The 20,225-nt window shown below is 61.2% G+C and carries 18 protein-coding genes; 1 reads left to right on the plus strand and 17 read right to left on the minus strand.

Annotated features, from left to right (window positions below):
• Positions 1-55 precede the first annotated feature (55 nt).
• The 13 genes from CHC01_RS01040 to CHC01_RS01100 form a co-directional block, all read right to left on the minus strand.
• On the minus strand, positions 56-1,741 hold the full coding sequence (locus CHC01_RS01040; RefSeq protein ID WP_089261688.1) for a methyl-accepting chemotaxis protein: 1,686 nt from the start codon (positions 1,739-1,741) through the stop codon (positions 56-58).
• Positions 1,742-1,920: 179 nt separating this feature from the next.
• Positions 1,921-3,609, minus strand: coding sequence for a cache domain-containing protein (locus tag CHC01_RS01045; RefSeq protein WP_089261690.1), 1,689 nt, complete (start codon positions 3,607-3,609; stop codon positions 1,921-1,923).
• Between the two features lie 291 nt (positions 3,610-3,900).
• On the minus strand, positions 3,901-5,580 hold the full coding sequence (locus tag CHC01_RS01050; protein WP_089261692.1) for a methyl-accepting chemotaxis protein: 1,680 nt from the start codon (positions 5,578-5,580) through the stop codon (positions 3,901-3,903).
• 201 nt (positions 5,581-5,781) lie between these two features.
• The gene (serA, locus tag CHC01_RS01055; RefSeq protein WP_089261694.1) at positions 5,782-7,371 is read right to left on the minus strand and encodes a phosphoglycerate dehydrogenase; all 1,590 of its coding nucleotides are present in this window, start codon (positions 7,369-7,371) and stop codon (positions 5,782-5,784) included.
• Between the two features lie 191 nt (positions 7,372-7,562).
• On the minus strand, positions 7,563-8,735 hold the full coding sequence (locus tag CHC01_RS01060; RefSeq protein WP_089261696.1) for a phosphoserine transaminase: 1,173 nt from the start codon (positions 8,733-8,735) through the stop codon (positions 7,563-7,565).
• 105 nt (positions 8,736-8,840) lie between these two features.
• Entirely contained in the window at positions 8,841-9,083 is a 243-nt protein-coding gene (locus CHC01_RS01065; RefSeq protein WP_089261698.1) for a hypothetical protein, read from the minus strand.
• A 242-nt stretch (positions 9,084-9,325) separates the two neighbouring features.
• On the minus strand, positions 9,326-9,628 hold the full coding sequence (locus CHC01_RS01070) for a hypothetical protein (protein ID WP_089263583.1): 303 nt from the start codon (positions 9,626-9,628) through the stop codon (positions 9,326-9,328).
• Between the two features lie 84 nt (positions 9,629-9,712).
• Positions 9,713-10,177: a GNAT family N-acetyltransferase gene (locus tag CHC01_RS01075; RefSeq protein ID WP_089261700.1), complete on the minus strand. Its 465-nt coding sequence runs from the start codon at positions 10,175-10,177 to the stop codon at positions 9,713-9,715.
• Positions 10,174-10,755, minus strand: a complete 582-nt coding sequence (locus CHC01_RS01080) for a glutathione S-transferase family protein (protein WP_089263584.1) — start codon at positions 10,753-10,755, stop codon at positions 10,174-10,176. Before CHC01_RS01080 ends, CHC01_RS01075 begins: the two co-directional genes overlap by 4 nt.
• 95 nt (positions 10,756-10,850) lie before the next feature.
• The gene (locus CHC01_RS01085) at positions 10,851-11,747 is read right to left on the minus strand and encodes an outer membrane protein (protein ID WP_089261702.1); all 897 of its coding nucleotides are present in this window, start codon (positions 11,745-11,747) and stop codon (positions 10,851-10,853) included.
• A 153-nt stretch (positions 11,748-11,900) separates the two neighbouring features.
• The gene (locus CHC01_RS01090; protein ID WP_089261704.1) at positions 11,901-12,770 is read right to left on the minus strand and encodes an outer membrane protein; all 870 of its coding nucleotides are present in this window, start codon (positions 12,768-12,770) and stop codon (positions 11,901-11,903) included.
• Between the two features lie 474 nt (positions 12,771-13,244).
• Positions 13,245-14,591 carry a phosphoglucosamine mutase gene (gene glmM, locus CHC01_RS01095; protein ID WP_089261706.1) on the minus strand — a complete coding sequence of 449 codons (1,347 nt, stop codon included), beginning with the start codon at positions 14,589-14,591 and terminating at the stop codon, positions 13,245-13,247.
• A 249-nt stretch (positions 14,592-14,840) separates the two neighbouring features.
• The gene (locus CHC01_RS01100; protein ID WP_141137017.1) at positions 14,841-15,038 is read right to left on the minus strand and encodes a hypothetical protein; all 198 of its coding nucleotides are present in this window, start codon (positions 15,036-15,038) and stop codon (positions 14,841-14,843) included.
• Between the two features lie 123 nt (positions 15,039-15,161).
• Between CHC01_RS01100 and CHC01_RS01105 the strand changes: the two genes are divergently transcribed.
• The gene (locus tag CHC01_RS01105; RefSeq protein ID WP_089261710.1) at positions 15,162-16,301 is read left to right on the plus strand and encodes an alpha-hydroxy acid oxidase; all 1,140 of its coding nucleotides are present in this window, start codon (positions 15,162-15,164) and stop codon (positions 16,299-16,301) included.
• 125 nt (positions 16,302-16,426) lie between these two features.
• Here the strand turns inward: CHC01_RS01105 and CHC01_RS01110 are convergent, their stop codons facing one another.
• From CHC01_RS01110 to CHC01_RS01125, 4 genes are all read right to left on the minus strand, one after another.
• Positions 16,427-17,056, minus strand: coding sequence for a hypothetical protein (locus CHC01_RS01110; protein WP_089261712.1), 630 nt, complete (start codon positions 17,054-17,056; stop codon positions 16,427-16,429).
• Between the two features lie 72 nt (positions 17,057-17,128).
• Positions 17,129-17,974 carry a shikimate dehydrogenase gene (locus CHC01_RS01115; protein WP_089261714.1) on the minus strand — a complete coding sequence of 282 codons (846 nt, stop codon included), beginning with the start codon at positions 17,972-17,974 and terminating at the stop codon, positions 17,129-17,131.
• A gap of 141 nt (positions 17,975-18,115) precedes the next feature.
• Positions 18,116-19,855 carry a SulP family inorganic anion transporter gene (locus CHC01_RS01120; protein WP_089261716.1) on the minus strand — a complete coding sequence of 580 codons (1,740 nt, stop codon included), beginning with the start codon at positions 19,853-19,855 and terminating at the stop codon, positions 18,116-18,118.
• Positions 19,856-19,910: 55 nt separating this feature from the next.
• Positions 19,911-20,198: a helix-turn-helix domain-containing protein gene (locus CHC01_RS01125; protein WP_089261718.1), complete on the minus strand. Its 288-nt coding sequence runs from the start codon at positions 20,196-20,198 to the stop codon at positions 19,911-19,913.
• Positions 20,199-20,225 lie beyond the last annotated feature (27 nt).

Genomic DNA, 20,225 nt, shown 5'->3' on the forward strand with positions numbered 1-20,225 from the left:
GCGTTAGAGCGTGATCTACTTTCCTCTCCCACAAGGGAGAGGGGAAGAAGAGCCTCTACGCAGCACGCACCTTGGTCAGGAACTCGTCCACAGCCGTTCGCAACATGCCGGACTGGGTGTCGAGCTCCCTGGCATTCGACAACACCTGCGAGGCCGCCGTCCCGGTCGCTTCCGCTGCGCTGCTGACGCCCCCGATATGTTCGCTGATCTCACTGGAGCCTGCCGCGACCGACTGAATGTTGCGCGCGATTTCCCGCGTGGCCTCGCCCTGCTCCTGGACGGCCGTGGAGATGCTAGTGGTGATCTCGCTCATCTGCGCGATGGTCCCCGTAATGGCGCTGATCGAGAGTACGGCTTCGCTGGTCGATGCCTGCATAGCTGCGACCTGGGCGGAGATCTCTTCGGTGGCCTTGGCGGTCTGGCTTGCCAGCGCCTTCACTTCCGAGGCGACGACCGCAAAGCCGCGGCCGGACTCGCCGGCGCGCGCCGCTTCGATGGTCGCATTCAGCGCGAGCAGATTGGTCTGGGAGGCGATGCTGTGGATCAACTGAACCACTTCGCCGATCTTCTCCGCGCCGCTGGACAGCAGCTGAACGGTCGCATTGGTGCGTTCCGCATCGCCGACTGCCTTGCTGGCAATTTGGCTCGACTGCGAGACCTGCCGCAAGACTTCGCTGACCGAAGCCGACAATTCCTCGGCGGCGGCTGCAACCGTGCTGACATTGTCCGACGACCGCTCCGACGCGGCGCCGACCGTCGATGCACGCGAACTGGCATCGCTGGCGGTCGCCGTCATGGATTGCGCGGTAGTCTGCATCCCTGCTGCTGCCGTCGATACCGAGCGGACAATACCGTTGACGCTGCGTTCGAAATCATCGGCGATGCTCTCCATGGCCGAACGACGCTCGGCCGACGCGCGCGCCTGCGTCTCAGCTTCGATCTTGTCGAGCCCGCGAATCCGGACCGCATTGTCCTTGAAGACCTGAACGGTCGATGCCATCGCACCGATCTCATCGCCGCGCCCGGTCCCGGGAATGTCGTCCTCAAGCGCGCCATCGGCCAGCGTGCGCATCCGCGCACCGAGCTGACCGAGCGGGCGGCTGATGCTGCGGCCGATCATCCAGGCGATGCCGCCCGCGACCGTACCAATAGCAAGGATCGCCAAACCGAGCGCCCAGACGATCGGCTTCAACCTGGCGTCGAGGTCTTCCAGATAGGCTCCGGCGCCCACATACATGTTCCATCCGGGGATCGCGGCGGCATAAGCAACCTTGCGCAGCGGCGCCGTCTGGCCGGGTTTGACGTAGTCATAGAACATCGTGTGCTCGCCCTTGGCAGCAACACTGTCGCGCCACTCGCGACCGATCGCCTTGCCATTGGTCACCACATCGAGGCGGTTCTGACCGATCTGCTTTGCGTCCGGCGACAACACCGTCACGCCGTCCATCATGGAGCCAAACAGGTAGCCCGAGCCGTTGTCGTAGGTCATCGTATTTGCACGACGACCGAATTCAGCCATCGCGGCTTCCTTGGTGAGCTGGCCGGCGTCGACTTGTTTTTGCAATCCGATTGCCACGCTGCGCGCGGCATCGACGAAGTGGCGCAGCTCCTCGATCCTTGAGGTCATCATCTCGCGCTGAACGAAATATCCCGCGAGAACGCCAGACGCGCACAGACCAAGCAACATGACACCCACCAGAATACCTAGCTTGGGCGTGATCGTCAGATTACTTATCTTCACAATGAGTTCTCCAAAAAAGGTCGCGGGTGCAAATACCAATTGAGGAGAAGAATACCGAACAGACCTTTTTTTGTTCTTTACAAACCAAACCCGCAAATCATCGAGCCTGTGATACTTGATGATGAGCAACGATTGCAGCGCTACAAGAGCTCGCTCTCCGCGAGAGAAGAGGAAAGGCTCTACGCTGCGCGAACCTTCGCGAGGAATTCATCCACCGCCTTGCGCAAGATGCTCGACTGGCCGTCCAGCTCCTTTGCATTCGACAGCACCATGCCTGCCGCCTGCCCCGTTGCTTCCGCCGCTGCGCTGACGCCGCCGATATGAGCGCTGACCTCGCTCGAGCCAGCGGCAACCGACTGGATGTTGCGCGCGATCTCCTGCGTGGCCGAACCCTGCTCTTCCACTGCCGCCGAGATCGTCGTGGTGATCTGGCTCATCTGCGCGATCGTGCCGGTGATGGCGTTGATCGAGTTGACAGCCTCCTGCGTCGACGCCTGCATCGCCGCAACCTGCGCGGAGATTTCCTCGGTCGCCTTCGCTGTCTGGCTCGCCAGCGCCTTCACCTCCGACGCGACGACCGCGAAGCCACGGCCGGATTCACCGGCGCGTGCCGCTTCGATGGTTGCGTTCAGCGCAAGCAGATTGGTCTGCGATGCGATGTTGTGGATCAGCTGCACGACCTCGCCAATCTTCTCGGCGCCGCTGGAGAGCTGCTGCACCGTCGCATTGGTGCGCTCCGCATCGCCCACGGCCTTGCTGGCGATATCGCTCGAGGCTGCGACCTGACGCAGCACTTCGCTGACCGATGCCGATAGTTCTTCAGCCGCGGCGGCAACCGTGCTGACATTGTCAGATGAGCGCGCCGATGCCGCACCGACCGTCGATGCGCGCGAGCTCGCGTCGCTTGCTGTCGCCGTCATCGACTGCGCGGTACTCTGCATACCGGCCGCGGCGGTGGAGACGGAACGGACGATGCCGTTGACACTGCGCTCGAAATCATCTGCGAGGCTTTCCATAGCCGCACGGCGTTCGGCAGCAACACGGGCCTGCGATTCCACCTCGATCTTGTCGAGCCCGCGGATACGCACCGCGTTGTCCTTGAACACCTGAACCGTTGCGGCCATGGCGCCGATCTCGTCGCCCCGATCGACGTCGGGGATCGCTTCATCCAGCGCGCCATCGGCGAGACCGCGCATGCGCGCGCCGAGCCGGCGAAGCGGGATGGTGATGCTGCGGCCAATCATCCAGGCAAGCGCGCCGAGAATGACAATGACCGCGAGTGCCGCGATCATCACGGTGCGCGCACTCTCCCAGAGCTGTACCTGTAGGTCGTCGATATAGACGCCGGTGCCGATCACCCAACCCCACGGCTCGAAGCCGACGACATAAGAGAGCTTCGGCTGCGGTGCGTCCTTGCCGGGTTTCGGCCAAAGATAATCGACGAAGCCGGCCTTCTGCTTCTTCACGACATCGGCGAACTCGACAAACAGCCGCTTGCCGTTCGGGTCCTTGTTGCCGGAGAGATCGCTGCCGTTCATCTCGGGCTTGATCGGATGCATTACCATGCGCGGCTGCAGGTCGTTGATCCAGAAGTAATCGCCATTGCCGTAGCGCAGTTTGCCGATACGCGCCGCTGCGGTCTTGCGCGCGGCCTCGTCCGACACGCCGCTACGCTGAATCGTCGCGTATTCTTCCTGCGCAATGCCGAGCGCCAGCTCCGTAAGATGGGTCAATTCGCTCTGACGCTGCTGCTTGAGGGAGTCGCCGAGGGTGTTCAGCTGCATCCAGGCCAGCCCGGCGAGGCCAAGAAAGCTCAAGCCAATGATGCTGTAGAGGCGAAGGCCGATCGAAATTTTCAAACGATTCATGGGAAGTATCCCTGTAAGGCGCGCTGAAATAAGCGAGTCACCATCGCAGGGTGTAGTTTCGAGTTCGTGAAGTGGTGTGTAGTTCCGTTTTTGCAACCGCGGTTATAGGTTACCTCGAATGCACCAAAAGTCGCGCGACAGGTAGCTGCGCACCACTATGAACTATCGTTGTGCCGATTTTAATTTGGTGGTGCAGCGATACGACGCAGCGGCCGAAGCTCAATAGTTCAGGCAAGTCCAGCCTGGTAGCTCCCCGAGCGCAGCTAAGCCGCGCTCGGGGAAGGATTTGACTCAGGCTGCTCTCACCTTGGCGAGGAATTCATCCACGGCGGTGCGCAGCATGCCGGACTGGCTCTCCAGCTCCTTTGCATTCGACAGCACCTGTGACGCCGCGGAGCCGGTGGCCTCGGCTGCGCTGCTGACGCCGCCGATATGATTGCTGATCTCATTCGCGCCGGCCGACACCGACTGAATGTTGCACGCGATTTCCTGCGTCGCCGTGCCCTGCTGCTCCACCGCCACAGAGATCGTGTTGGTAATCTGGCTCATCTGGGCGATGGTGCCGGTGATGGCGCCGATCGATGCAACGGCCTCGCTGGTCGATGCCTGCATGGCGGCGACCTGCGCCGAAATTTCCTCGGTGGCCTTGGCGGTCTGGCTGGCCAGCGCCTTCACCTCCGACGCAACCACGGCAAAGCCGCGACCGGACTCGCCGGCACGTGCGGCTTCGATGGTCGCGTTCAGCGCCAGCAGATTGGTCTGGGAGGCAATGCTGTGGATCAGCTGTACCACTTCGCCGATTTTCTCAGCGCCGCTCGACAGGATCTGAACAGTCGCATTGGTGCGCTCGGCATCGCCTACCGCCTTGCTGGCGATCTCGCTGGAAGCCGATACCTGACGCAGCACTTCACTGACTGACGCCGACAATTCCTCCGCAGCCGCCGCAACCGTGCTGACATTGTCGGACGAGCGCGTCGAAGCTGCACTGACCGTCGCGGCGCGCGAGCTTGCATCGCTTGCCGTCGCCGTCATCGACTGCGCGGTGCTCTGCATGCCGACTGCGGCGGTGGAGACCGAGCGGACGATACCCGTCACGCTGCGCTCGAAATCCGTGGCCATCGCCTCCATGGCGGCTCGGCGCTCCGCGGCGATACGGCCCTGCGCATCCGCCTCGACCTGTTCCAGCGAGCGGATACGCAGCGCGTTGTCCTTGAACACCTGAACCGTCTTGGCCATCGCACCGACTTCATCGCTACGGCCAACGCCGGGAATTTCTTCATCCAGCGCACCATTGGCGAGCGACTCCATGCGCGATCCCAGCATGCCGAGCGGCTTGGTGATGCTACGGCCGATCAGCCACGCAATCGCACCCGCCACTGCGGCAATGGCCAGCATGGCCAGGCCGAGCGCCCAGATGATCGGTTTCAGATGAGCGTCGAGGTCATCGAGATAGGCGCCGGTGGCAATGAACATGTTCCAGCCGGGAAGCGCCGCGGCATAACCCATCTTGCGCGACGGGACCTGCTCATTGGGCTTCTGGAATTCGTAAGTCAGAATCTTCGTGCCGTTGGCTGCGACGCCGTCGCGGAATTCACGCGTAATGGCTACGCCGCTAACCTTGACGTCGAGCCGGTTGGATCCCGCCTTGAAGCCCGGCAGATGAACCACTTCGCCGTCCATCGTGTAGATGAACAGATAGTTGCCGTTGTCATAGGTCATCGGCTCGATGCGGCGTACCAGCTCGGCGGTCGCGGCTTCCTTGGTGAGCTTGCCTGCTGCGACATCCTTCTGGATGCTGGCCGCTACGTTGGTCCCGATTTCGACGATCGACTTCAGCTGCTCGGTTCGCGCGGAGAGCATCTCGCTCTTGACCATATAGGCGGCCAGAATGCCCGCGGCGCAGAGGCCGATCATGGTGACGGCCACCAGAACGACGAGCTTGTACGTAATACGGATATTGGCGAGCTTCACGGCTGTATTCCCCCGGGCGTGCGATTTTCGATCGCTGATTCCTCGGAGTAAAATGTATCGGGGTAGTGTTCCCAAATCCTTACACGTGCGGGGCGGGGCAAACCTGCCGCGCCGACCTGAATGTGAACATTTTCCGCAAAACGAAGAAATCCCCGCCTTTCGGACGGGGATTTCGGCAATGTCAGTTCGGGTAAGAGACACTCAGAATGTCAGCGCCTTGGCCTGTTTCACCTGCGGCAGCGCCTGCACCTTGCTCAGCACATCGGCCGGCACAACGCCGTCGATCTCCACCAGCGCGATGGCGTCACCGCCCTGTTCGTTGCGGCCGAGATGGAAGGTTGCGATGTTGACCTTGGCGTCGCCGAGCAGCGAGGCGAACTTTCCGATGAAGCCCGGCTTGTCCTCGTTGGTGACATAGATCATCGACTTCCCGAATTCGGCATCGACGCGGATACCCTTGATATCAACCAGCCGCGGCTTGCCGTCATGATAGACGGTGCCGGACACCGAGCGTTCCTGCCGTTCGGTGATAACAGTGACGGTGATCAGGCTTTCGTAATCGCTCTGCGCCGCGCGTACCACTTCATCGACCACCATGCCGCGCTCCTTGGCAACGGCCGGCGCGGAGACGACGTTGACGTCGCCGAGCATCGGCCGCAGCAACCCGCTCAATGCAGCAGACGTCAGGGCCTTGATCTTCATTTCGGCCACCGCGCCTTCATAGGTGATCTGCACCTTGGCAATGCCGGTCTCGGTGAGCTGGCCCGCGAACGAGCCAAGCTTCTCGGCGAGTTCGATGAACGGCTTCAGCTTCGGTGCTTCTTCCGCGGTGATCGACGGGAAGTTGACCGCGTTGGAGATCGCGCCTGACAGCAGATAATCCGACATCTGCTCGGCGACCTGCAGCGCGACATTCTCCTGCGCTTCGGTTGTCGATGCGCCCAAATGCGGCGTGCAGATCACATTGGGATGGCCGAACAGCACGTTCTTGGTGGCCGGCTCCTCGACGAACACGTCGAAGGCAGCGCCGGCGACATGCTTGCTATTCAGCGCATCGACCAGCGCCTGCTCATCGACCAGACCGCCGCGGGCGCAGTTGATGATGCGCACGCCGGGCTTCATCTTGGCGATGGCAGCGGCATCGATGATGTTCTTCGTCTTCTCGGTAAGCGGCGTATGCAGCGTGATGAAGTCGGCACGCTTGAGGAGGTCGTCGAGTTCGACCTTCTCGACGCCGATATCCTTGGCGCGCTCCGGCGACAGGAACGGATCGAAGGCAATGACCTTCATGCGCAGACCGAGCGCGCGGTCGGCCGCGATGGCGCCGATATTGCCGCAACCGATCACGCCCAGCGTCTTGCCGGTGATCTCGACGCCCATGAAGCGGTTCTTCTCCCACTTGCCGGCCTGCGTCGACGCATCGGCCTGCGGGATCTCGCGGGCGAGCGAGAGCATCAGTGTGATCGCATGTTCGGCTGTCGTGATCGAATTGCCGAACGGCGTGTTCATCACGATGATGCCCTTGGCGGTCGCCGCGGGAATTTCGACATTGTCGACGCCGATGCCGGCGCGGCCGATCACCTTCAGGCGCGTCGCCTTTTCGAGGATCTTCGCGGTCGCCTTGGTGGCCGAGCGGATGGCGAGGCCGTCATAGTTGCCGATGATCTCGGCGAGCTTGTCCTTGTCCTTGCCAAGGTTCGGCTGGAAGTCGACGTCGATGCCGCGATCCCGAAAGATCTGCACGGCGGCGGGAGAGAGAGCGTCGGAAATGAGAACTTTGGGGGCGGTCATGATGAGGCTCCTTCACCCTCCCCTTGAGGGGGAGGGTCGGCGCGAAGCGCCGGGGTGGGGTGAAGCAACGGGCTGATCATTGAATGAGAGGACGGGGAGAGGATGTCACCCCACCCCGCCGAATCCTGACGACGCTGCGCGTCGCCAGTCCTCGTCGACCCTCCCCCTCCAGGGGAGGGTAAGAAGCCGCCTTACGCCGCTTTAGCGAGCGAAGCCTTGGTCTCGGCAAAGGCCCAGTCGATCCACTGCGTGAGGATTTCGACGTCCTTGGCTTCAACTGTGGCACCGCACCAGATGCGCAGACCAGCCGGCGCATCGCGATAATGCGCGAAATCGAAACCGGCATTTTCCTTCTCGACGGCTGCGACCAGCTTCTTGGCGAAGTCAGCCTGCGCGTCCGGCGAGAGCGCGGTGATCGCGGGATCGATCACCTTCATGCACACCGACGTGTTGGAGCGGATCGCCGGATCGGCCGCGAGGAAGTCGATCCACGGCGTCTTCGCTTTCCAGTCGGCGAGCGCCTTGGTGTTGGCGTCCGCACGCGCGATCAGCGCCTTGAGACCTCCGACCGACTTGGCCCAGCCGAGCGCATCGAGATAGTCCTCGACGCACAGCATCGACGGCGTGTTGATGGTCTCACCGACGAAGATGCCTTCGTTGAGCTTGCCGCCCTTGGTCATGCGGAAGATCTTCGGCAGCGGCCATGGCGGCGTGTAGCTCTCCAGACGCGCGACGGCGCGCGGCGACAGCACGAGCATGCCATGTGCGGCTTCGCCGCCGAGCGCCTTCTGCCAGGAGAAGGTGACGACATCGAGCTTCGCCCAGTCGAGCGGCTGCGCGAAAGCGGCCGAGGTCGCGTCGCAAATGGTCAGGCCTTCGCGGTCAGCCTTGATCCAGTCGGCATTCGGTACGCGCACGCCGGAAGTGGTACCGTTCCAGGTGAAGACGATGTCCGAGTTCGGATCGGCCTTCGACAGGTCGGGAAGTTCGCCATAGCCGGCATGCAGCTTGGTGACGTCCTTGAGCTTCAGCTCCTTGACGATGTCGGAGACCCAGCCCTCACCGAAGGATTCCCAGGCGATGGTGGTGACGGGACGCGGCCCAAGCAGCGACCACAGCGCCATCTCGACGGCGCCCGTATCCGATGCCGGCACGATACCGATGCGGTAATCGGCGGGCACTTCAAGCACTTCACGCGTCAGATCGATCGCGAGTTTGAGCTTGTTCTTGCCGATCTTCGCACGGTGCGAACGGCCAAGGGCTGCGTCGGTGAGTTTTTCGGGGGTCCAGCCGGGGCGCTTGGCGCAGGGGCCGGAGGAGAAATGCGGCACGTTAGGCCGCGAAGCGGGCTTCGCTGCAGTCATATTCTATCCTTCCAGATAGCTAGCCTCCCGTTGGGGGGAGGTGTCCCGCTGGCGTGGATATGGGAACCGACCCGGAGCGTCAAGCGACTTCCGGGCTATCACGCGTCATTGATCTTGGGTGACATCGCCCGCCGGGTCGAGATCCTTCACAGACGATGCACCCGCAGGCATCGCGAGGTCACCGGACGATGCAGCGTCATCGGGTACCAGGGGCACGTCGTTCAGCAATTCCGACGCATAGACCACGAGCTGCGCGGCACGGCGGCGGCTGCCGACTTTCATGACGCTTTGATCGTCGACTTTCACGACATAGTCGCTGCCGACCTTCTCAATCGAATAATTGCTCATGAGTCCTTCCAACGTCCCCGCATATATGGATACGTCGCTCGTCCCCGCACGTTCCGAAACAAATCCCATCAGCGCTTCGCTGGTTTACGGGTCATTAACCGGAACACCGGCGCCCACAGCCGCATGATACCGGCCCTCTTCGTCATTTCCCGCTGACGGAACGAACATGCGCGGTAGGGCAGCGATGACCATCGCTGCCCTTGCGTTTGAGGTTGCGGCTTACTCGCTCTCACGAGTGACGCCTATCGTCCGACCTTTCCGGGAAAGCCCGGCGCATTCGGATTATCCCCAGGCAAACCGCTCGGCGACGCGCCGGTGCCGATCCGTCCCGGCGTCGTTGTGTTCGGCGCGCCCGGCTGACTCGTGCCGCCGCCCATGCCTGTCGTCGAATGCGTTGAGGGAGGCGACGAAGCGCTGGGGCTCGGCATCTGTGTCACCGGAGCGCCCGTGACACCGTCCGTGCCGGCGCCTTGGGCCGAGGCGAATGCGGTCGAGGCCAGCAGCGAGGCGACGACGATAGCGGAAAGACCAAATCGGGATTGCATGGGCAGCTCCATCGTTGATGACGATGGGCAACCACCGGTCCTGTTCGACGTTCCCGACCGCACGGCATGGTGATCGCGCGTGGCCTAGAAGCGGAACGTCATGCCCACATGACTGTCAGCGAAACCGAGCCGTTTGTAGAATCGCTGGGCATCGAGCCGGGTCTGATGCGTCAGCAGCTCGACGAGTTTGCATCCCCTCGCCCGCGCTTCATCGATCGCCCATTGCACGAGCTGCTCGCCGATGCCCTGGCTGCGCAGCGTCGTCGACACACGCACGTCCTCGATGAGGGCACGCGAGGCGCCCTGCGAGCTCAGGCCCGGCAGGATGCAGAGCTGCAGGCATCCGACGACGCTGCCGTCGTCGCCTTCTGCAACCATCAACCGGATATTTGGATCATGCGCGAGTTTATCGAAGGCATCGTAATAAGATTTCGGCAGCGGATCCTCGATGCACTCACGGCCGCGGCCCAGCGCATCATCGGCCAGCATCGCCACAATTGCAGCGACGTCCTCGCGCTGCGCCGGCCGCAATACGACCTTCGTGCTCATACGAGGCCCAATGCCTTCTCGCTGTCGGCGATCCAGCGCCTGATCGATGCGTAACCGTCGAGATGAAAGCCGCCCTCATGGGCCACGCGCGTATAGGCCAGCAACGAGGCGTCGGCCAGCGAGACGCGATCTCCCACAAGGAAACGCGATGTCGTCAGGTGATGCTCCATGCGCACCAGCGCGAAATAGCCGCGCTTCAGCTTTTCGGGATCGAGATCCGAAATCGCCTTGCCGAGATAGACGATCTGATAGCGGCACACCGCTATATAGGGCTCGTGGCTGTATTGTTCCCAGAACAGCCATTCATCCATCTTGGCGGCGTCATAGGCATCGGTCGGGATCAGATCGCTACCACGGGCGAGATAGCGGATGATGGCATTGGACTGCGCGAGCGGGCGACCGTCATCGAGCACGACGGTCGGCACCTGGCCGGCGCCGTTAAGCGCCAGAAACTCCGGCGTCCGGCTCTCGCCCTTGCTCGTGTCGATATCAATCCACGTATAGGGAAGTTTGAGGTGATCGCTCACCCACTTCACCTTCAGGCAATTGCCGGAATTCAGATCGCCGTAGATTTTCATGATGACTGCCCCGCCGCGATGGACACAGCAAAGCAGCACCAGCCAGAACATATGTCAATATGAGCGACTGCCGCGCAACTTGCAGCAGCCAGGACTTAGAACTTGTAGCCGATGCCACCGCGAACGCTATTCACGTTCACCGAAATGTCCTTGACCTTCAGGAAGCTGATATATTCCCATTCAGCGCGCGCAAACAGATTTCCAAACAGAGCGACTTCGGTACCCAAGCCAACGGTCCAACCACCGACGATGCTGTTTCCACGGTTCTCGGCCAAAGACTGTTGCGGACGGCTGCCATTCGAAATCGTGGATGTGCTGTTAAATGCCAGACCACTGACGGGATCTATAACGGTCGTCGTGCGATCGACCCGCGTCGTAACATCCAGTGTTGCCGAGCGCGAGGCCTCGACCCGTCCAATGGCCGCACCAGCGAACATATACGGCATGAACTCGCCTGCGGACCAACCGGCTCGGACACGCATCGTCAACGCATCCTGGACATTGAGCGCAGCTTGACCGCGCAGCCTCGTCCCATAGTAGTACGTATCGGTATCCGGCTTCACCAACCCCGGAGGGTTGATGATGGTAAGCGCCATCACTCCGCCGCTCCCCGAACTCAAGCCCGAAAAATGGTTATAGTTTGCTTCGAGGCCGAGAACTGCGTCTTCCCACTGCCAGTTTTGGCCGACGAAGCCACCAAATCCCGTGCTGCTGTTGTGGGTCTTTTCCATAAGGTCAAAGCCATTGATCGAACTCTGAAGCACATCGTTCTTGAGCATGGTGTCGGTCAGCGCCGAAGTCGAACGCGTGAAATCCATATTCGCATTGGAATATCCGAACTGGCCGCCGACGTAGGTTCCCTCCCACGTTCGCGACGTCTTGCTCAAACCTTCCGGGAAGCCTCCGCGCAGCGCCGGGAACTCCGGCATGTCGGCGGCTTGAGCGGTTTGCACTGCGCCCAGCAGCGCTGCAGTGATCAGAAGTCTACGCATCACGACAATTCCTCAACTCACCGAACTGTCCCGATCATCCGCTGTTAACCTTAATCATTGGTTGCGATGATACTACCCGTGCAAAACAAAACGGCGCGGGAAGCTCCCGCGCCGTTAAGGTCTCTTAAGATAGTTGAGGCAATCCGCTTAGCTTTAGCCCTTGCGGATCAACGGCGGCGGCGCATAGGCCGGCGGGCTGTCGAGATTCCAGCGCACGCCGAGCTTCAGGTCATGCGAGGTGATGTCCTTGAACTGCATCGCCACGCCGCGGGTGAAGCCGTCATAGGTCGAGACCGGCCCGGTCTGGCCATCGCCGAGATTCATGTAGCTGTAGCCGAGTTCGACGGTCATTGCCGGATTGACCTTGTAAGCCAAGCCCGTGTGCAGGGCCCATGCGAAATTCCACTTCGATGCAGCAGGTGCACTAGCGTAGCTCGGGAACGGGCCGCCGATGAAGGGCACGCCGCCGGCAGAACCGACATTGATCGCACCGTTATCCGTGTAGTTCCCGATATTAACGCGAGCCATACCGACGCCGGCGCCGACGAACGGGGTCACGCACCACCAGGTACCGAGATCGACGTAACCATTGGCCATCACCACCCATTCGGACTTGGTGGCGTTATAGTTGTTCACGCCGGTACCAACGAGGCCGCTCGACGGGAACGTTACGTGATCGGCGCCCTTGAAATTCGAATTGCCGCGATACTGGCCGGTGATGTCACCGCGGAACCAGTTGTTGAACTGATAACCGACACCGAGCTGGAAGATGCCAGCCGTATCGAAGGCAGTGGTCTGCTGAAGCGAGAGCAGATTGGCGTTGCGACCATCACCCATCTCGATGTTCTTGACGCGCTGGTTGCTGAAACCGATATCGCCGCGCAGGTACCAACCGCCGAAGTCTTCGACCGGCGGCGGCGCATACATCTGAGGCGGTGGAGCAATGGGCATGTCGGCAGCGAGAACGGCGGTCGACATCAGGGAAGCCGCGCCCGCGGCCAGAATGAATTTAACGCTACGCATTGGCTTCGTCCTTTTGGGCCAAAGAGGCAACTAATGGAGGCCTCACACTCGGAAACTCACAAACGGACGATGACACCAACTCCTTAAGCGGCGCTTAACCCTAACTTTTAAGGTTGATATTTGGTGACGAAAATGCACGCAAACTCCATCACGCCACTGCGTCGCCACAGTTACTAACAATGTCTTGCTATCAAACCGCGCTGCAATGCGCCGCGGCATCGCCAGGTGTTAACGAGGACTTACCTGCCCGGAGATTTCGGCTCTGACCGGATCAGAACCGAGGCTCCGGCTTTTTTTTGAGACGCGTTTCCTTGATGCGAACCGGTGCCCACTTCGCTCGAAAGCGCTCCAACGCGAACTATCAAAACGCAAAAGAGCCGCCTCGCCCGATCAAATTCGGACAAGACAGCTCTTCATGTCAGTTCGGCAGGCATCGCGCGCTGGCGCCTTGGCCAGAGCGAACGAACAGGAAGCTTACGCCGCGGCTGCGTGGCCCAGCGCGTCAACGATGGAATCCACCACTTCCTCGACCATCACGCGGTCATCGCCCTCTCCCATCACGCGGATGACCGGCTCCGTGCCCGACGGGCGGATCAGGAGACGGCCATGGCCGTTGAGGCGCTGTTCACCGGCAGCGATGGTGGATTTCACTTCCGCATCATCGAGCGGCTTGCCGCTGCGATAACGCACATTCTTCAGAATCTGCGGCAACGGATCGAACAGGTGGCAAACTTCCGACACCGGCCGACCGAGCTTGGTCACCACGGCCAGCACCTGCAGCGCGGCTACGAAACCGTCGCCTGTCGTCGCATGGTCCGACATGATGATATGGCCGGAGGGTTCGCCGCCGACATTGTAGCCGTGCTGCAGCATCTGCTCGAGCACATAGCGATCGCCCACCGCGGTGCGGATGAGGTCGATGCCCTGCCCCTTCAGGAAGCGCTCCAGACCGAGATTTGACATCACGGTGGAGACGATACCCGGCTTGGCAAGCCTCCCGTCTTCCTTCCAGCTCTGCGCGATAACGGCGAGCAACTGATCGCCATCGACCAGATGGCCACGCTCGTCGACCATGATCAGCCGATCGGCGTCGCCATCCAGCGCAATGCCAATATCGGCGCGCATCTCGCGCACCTTGCGACTCAGCGCTTCCGGTGCGGTCGATCCGCATTCCTTGTTGATGTTGAAACCATCCGGCTCGACACCGATGGAGATGACGTCCGCGCCGAGTTCCCAGAGCGCCTCCGGCGCCACCTTGTAGGCGGCGCCATGGGCGCAATCGATGACGACACGCAAACCATCGAGGCTGAGATTTCGTGGCAGCGTGCGTTTGGCAAATTCGATGTAACGATCATGCACCCCGTCGATGCGGCGCGCCCGACCGAGGCTGGCGCTCTGCGACAGTCTCTTGTCGAGATTCTCGTCGAGCAATTCCTCGATCTGCTTCTCGACATCGTCCGACAGCTTGTAGCCGAGCGGTCCGAACAGCTTGATGCCGTTGTCCTCGAACAGATTGTGCGATGCGGAAATCATCACGCCGAGATCGGCGCGCATCGACTTGGTCAGCATCGCCACGGCGGGCGTCGGCATCGGCCCGACCAGCAGCACATCCATGCCGACCGACGTGAAGCCTGCCACCATCGCATTTTCGATCATGTAGCCGGACAATCGGGTGTCCTTGCCGATCACGACACGATGACGGTGTTCGCCGCGCTGAAACACAAGACCTGCCGCCTGCCCAACCTTCAGTGCCAGTTCCGGCGTGATCAAACCATTGGCGCGGCCGCGAATGCCGTCTGTCCCGAAATATTTACGGCTCATGGTAACCCCCAATGCCCTCGCGCCTTGCGCGAGGGCTCAAAACCCTGTCTCAGGCGACTGACCCATTGGCAGCGCCATATATGTGACGGACTTATAAGGCTACGGCCCCTAAAATCGCTTCAAAAAATATGATGAATCATTACCAAGGCCCGGAGCACGCGATCGACGACAAGCCATTGATATTACTTATATACCTTACCTTTCATGTAATGCCTTCGATGGAGCATCGGCTGACCGGAACCCGGCCGCTCAACCCTTTCGCTTGATATGCGCGTCCGCCTTTGAATGGGCAGGCTGGGTCACACTGACCGGATCGGAGCCCGGAAAAGTCTCCTCCAACCCTTCGTCCAGCGCAACTTCCAGCTGTCGCTTTTCTTCGTCCTCGGCTGCCTTGCCGGGAGCCTTGCCGGCCCCGTGGCCTGCTGGATTTGTCTTGGAGCCGGACATTCTGGCCTCCTTCAATTTCGACGACATTCCAATGACAAGGATGATATGGCGGACCGCCTAACCATGCTAGATGACACCGAAACAAGCAAATACAAGCAAAGACAAGAACGGCTGGGACATCTCATGAAGCATATCACCTGCATCGAAGATCTTCGCCTCGAGCACAAGCGCAACGTGCCGAAGGCGTTCTTCGATTATGTCGACCATGGCTCCTATAGCGAAGACACGTTCCGTGCAAATTGCGAGGATCTGCAGAAGCTGAAGTTCCGCCAGCGTATTCTGGTCGACATCGCCAATCGCGACACCTCGACGACCATCCTCGGTGCGAAGGCCACCATGCCGCTGATCTGCGCGCCGGTCGGCTCAACCGGCTTGCAATATGGCGACGGCGAAATTCACGCCTGCCGGGCGGCGCAGGCGGCGGGCATTCCCTATACGCTCTCGACGATGTCGATCAATTCGATCGAAGACGTCGCCGAGAATGTCGAAAAGCCGTTCTGGTTTCAGCTCTATGTCATGAAGGATCGCGGCTTCATCAAGGAATTGATCGAGCGCGCCATCAAGGCGAAGTGCAGCGCGCTGGTGCTGACCGTCGATCTGCAGGTGATCGGCCAGCGTCATGCCGACATCAAGAATGGCCTGTCGGTGCCGCCTCAGATCTTGAATGTGAAGAACCTGATCGATTTCATGAGCAAGCCCGGCTGGCTAGTGCGGACGCTGAAAGCCAAGCGGCGCAACTTCGGCAACATCGCCGGCTTCGTGAAGAACACCAACGATCTCGGCTCAGTGGCGGAGTGGACGGCATCGCAATTCGATGCGTCGCTGAACTGGAAGGATCTCGACTGGATCCGCAGCATCTGGCCCGGCAAGATCGTGATCAAGGGCATTCACGATATCGAGGATGCCCGCGAAGCCGTGAAGGTCGGCGCGCAGGCGATGGTCGTCTCCAACCACGGCGGACGTCAGCTCGACGGCGCGCCATCGTCAATCTCGGTGCTGCCAGGGGTCGCCGATGCCGTCGGCTCGGAGATCGAAGTGATGTTCGACAGCGGCATCCGCTCGGGGCAGGACGTGATGCGTGCGCTCGCCCTCGGCGCCAAGTCCTGCATGATCGGCCGCGCCTATATCTACGGTCTCGGCGCCTATGGCGGCCCCGGCGTGACCAAGGCGCTGGACATCCTGCGCAACGAACTCAGCGTGACCATGGGCCTGTGCGGCGTGAATTCGATCGCCGAGATCGACAGGCACGTTTTGGTGGGCTGAATGCCTCTCTCAGTCGTCATGGCCGGGCTTGTCCCGGCCATCCACGTCTTTCTGCCTTGCCCAAGACGTGGATGCCCGGCACAAGGCCGGGCATGACGATGGTGTTCTAGTTCAAGCTTTCTAGCTCACATCGGCGGCGTCAACCCATCCAGCCCAACATTAACCCGCGCCGTCTCGAAGGTGCCGTCATCCTTCTTGGTAGCGCCCATGATGATGATCTTGGCGCCAGGCTTGAGTTCATCCTTGTTGCCCGGCACGAATGTCACGATGGGTGTGTCAGGCGTCACGGTCACTTTCTTTTCCCCGTCCTTGTACTTCACCGTCACCGTCTGGCCATCGGAGGCCTGGACCTTCTGATCGACGGTGGCATTGGTCATGCTGCTGTTGGGGCGCAGATCCCAGGGGCGCGAGCCTTCGCCGGTGCCGCGCATCGCTTCTGGAAAGATATGGATCGCGATGGCCTTCTGCGTGCCATCGGCCTGCGGCATGCCGGTCACGCCGATATAGGAGCCGGGCTTCACCTCGGCCATTGTCGTTCTGGCAATGCCGGTGACGGTGACATTGTCCGTCATCTTCACTTTGCGCTCATCGCCTTCGCGCGTCTTGATCGTCAGCACCGCGCCATCGACGGCCTCGATGGCACCACGGATGCGCAGGGGTTGCGGCTGCTGCGCCGATGCGGCGGAAATCAGCAATGAACCAGCAAGAAGTGAGCCCGCGAACAAGCGAGCCGAAGTCGATACGATCTGAACCATAGGGGAATTTCCTTTGAAGGCAGCGCCCACCGCTGCAGATGGAAACCCCAAGGCCAAATAGCTATTCCCCGCTCACGCCACTGTGAGGTCGGCCTCGACGAGGCGACGCAGTTCCGGCGTCACATCGGGGCGCTGCCCGAACCAGAGCTCGAAGCCACGCACGGCCTGATACAACAGCATGCCGAGACCATCAGCGGTGCGGAGGCCCCTCGTGCGGGCGCCGGCGAGCAGCGGAGTGTCGAGCGGCACGTAAACGAGATCGGCGACGACCGCCTGGTCTGGCAACAGATCGAGATCGATGGTCAGTGGCGGCTGGCCGCTCATGCCGAGCGACGTGGTGTTCACCAGCAAGGATGCGCGCGGCAACATGCTGGCGACATTCTCCCACGCCAGCGGCACCACCTGCGAGCCGAATTGCGCTGCCATCGCCTCGGCGCGATCGAGACTGCGATTGGCGACATAGACATGTTTGATTCCGCGTTCGAGCAATCCGAACACCACTGCACGCGACGAACCGCCCGCGCCGAGCACCAGTGCATCGTCCGTGTGGTCCCAATCGTGAGCTGCATGATCGAGATTGTCGATGAAGCCTTCTATATCCGTATTGGTCGCGCGCAGCGTGCCGTGGTCGTACCATAGCGTGTTGGCGGCACCGACTGCGCGCGCGCGGCGATCCGGTGAGGTCAGCTTCAGCACACGCTCCTTGTGCGGGATCGTGACATTGGCGCCGATGTAACCGTGCTTGGAGAGGTTCATCACGAATTCGGCTACGCCTTCCGGCGGGATCGACTCGATGCTGTAACCGCCCGGAATATCCATGCTGCGCAGCCAGTGATGGTGGATCAGCGGCGAGCGCGAATGCGCGGCAGGCCAGCCGATCAAACAGGCGGCGCGGGGCGTGGTCTCGTTCGGCATCATTCATCCTTCGCTTCAAGCGGAAGCGTGCGTAGCATAAAAATCATGCAGGGGCTCTTAATCATCAGACAGTTTGCAGCGCACAGCAAGTCCGACAACCATGCAGACGATCAATACTGCAGCTGCGAGCAACTGCCGATGCCATCAGCTCGACGTCTCCTGGATCGCTGCAGCGCGTCGGATCTTGATCTCGCTGACGGCCACTGCAACATCAGCACGGTATTTCACCAGTGGCGGTCGCGCGCCGTGGGTCAGCAGCGCCCGGCGCACGCCCTGCGAGGTGCCGGTGAGAATGACACGGACGCCTTGTCGCTTTGCCTTCTCGGCAATGCCCTTGATCGCATTCGCAGCAGTCGAATCCAGGAAGGGGACCGCGGCAAAATCGATCACAAAAGCCTTGTGGCGATCCGAGAAGCCCTCGAGCACAGATCCGATGGTGGAGGCCGCGCCGAAGAAAAATGCGCCGGTGATGCGATAGACAACGACGTCGGGATCGGCAGCGAGACCGGGATCATAGGGTTTTCGGTCGCCATTGGCGTCGTCGGCCTTGTCGGCCACGACCAGCGGCTTATCCGCCTCAATGCCGGTTGTTTGCGCCATGCGGTTGATGAACAGAATCGCGCCAAGCGCGAAGCCGACCACAATGCCTTCGGTAAGATCGCGGAAGATCGTTAGCAGGAAAGTCGCCGACAGCACGGCAGCATCGCCCCATGATGACCGCAGTAACGTCGCGAATTCATGCTTCTCCGCCATGTTCCAGGCGACCACGGCAAGCACCGCGGCGAGCGCCGCCAGCGGAATGTAACTTGCCAATGGCGCCGCGACGAGAATGAATACCAGCAGGAATACCGCATGCAGCATGCCCGAGATCGGGCCGTGCGCGCCGGCGCGGACATTGGTGGCGGTTCGCGCGATGGTGCCGGTCACGCAGATTCCACCGAACAGCGCCGAGCCGATATTGGCGATGCCCTGCGCCACCAGTTCGCAATTGGAGCGATGCCGCCGGCCGGTCATGCCGTCAGCGACGACAGCTGAGAGCAAAGATTCAATCGCGCCCAGCAGCGCAAAGGAGATGGCGTCCGGCAGAATGGCCTGCAGCTTTGCCAGGGAAATCGCGGGAAGCGACGGCAGCGGAAAGGATTGCGGAATGCCGCCGAACTTGGTGCCGATGGTTTCAACCGGCAGCGCAAAGAACCATGCCGCGACCGCGCTTGCGGCAACCGCGATCAGAATGCCGGGCCAGGAAGGCCGCAGCTTCTTGAGCAGAAGGATGATCGCAATGGTCGCGATGGTGATCGCGGCGGCCGACAGGTTGACGGTGTGGATCGCACTTCCGAGCACCTGCAGCTTCGGGATCAGTTCGCCAGGCTCCTTGCCGGTGAGTGTGAGCCCGAGGAGATCCCTGATCTGGCTGGCGAAAATAATGACGGCAATACCGGCGGTAAATCCCACCGTGACCGGATAGGGAATGAACTTGATGTAAGTGCCGAGCTTCAAATAGCCCGCCACCATCAGGAACACGCCAGAGAGCATGGTCGCGAGGATCAGTCCGTCGATGCCATGGCGGCTCACGGTGGCAGCCACCAGCACGATGAAGGCGCCGGCTGGACCGCCGATCTGAAAGCGGCTTCCACCCAGCGCAGACACGAGGAAGCCGCCGATCACAGCGGTGATGAGGCCACGATCCGGCGACGTCCCCGAGGCTATGGCAATCGCCATGGACAACGGAAGCGCGACGATTGCCACCGTCAAGCCGGACAAGATGTCGGCGCGCAGATCGGCGATGCCGTAGCCTTCGCGCAACACCGTGATCAATTTCGGCGTGAACAGTTCGGCGAAGGTCGGCTGATGCGGCCCCCACGCGCGATTTCTGGACATGTCCATTCCCGACTCGCCCCTGTCACCTGCCGCGGATCTCGATCGAGGCCGCGGCCCGTTCTCAATCCGTCAGCTTTGGCTCTTCAAGTTTCGGTGGTGGACCGGGCTGTTTCAGCCTCACCCCTCGTCCGCCGGAATCGCTGCGGACGTTCTCGCCGATCAAATCGACGCCTGAGCGATCGAGGGCATCGACAACCTTGATCAGCGAATCCACTACGCCCCTGACATTGCCTTCGCTCGCTTCCATGCGCTGGATGGTCGGTAGCGACACGCCGGCCATTTCGGCCAGCCGCTTTTGATCGATACCCAGCAGCGCACGGGCGGCCCGCATCTGAAACGATGTAATCAAGGGCGGTTTCCAGTTTCACGAGTCTTA

Origin of the sequence: Tardiphaga sp. OK246 (assembly GCF_900188215.1) — a bacterium.
Classification (GTDB): Bacteria; Pseudomonadota; Alphaproteobacteria; order Rhizobiales; family Xanthobacteraceae; genus Tardiphaga; species Tardiphaga robiniae.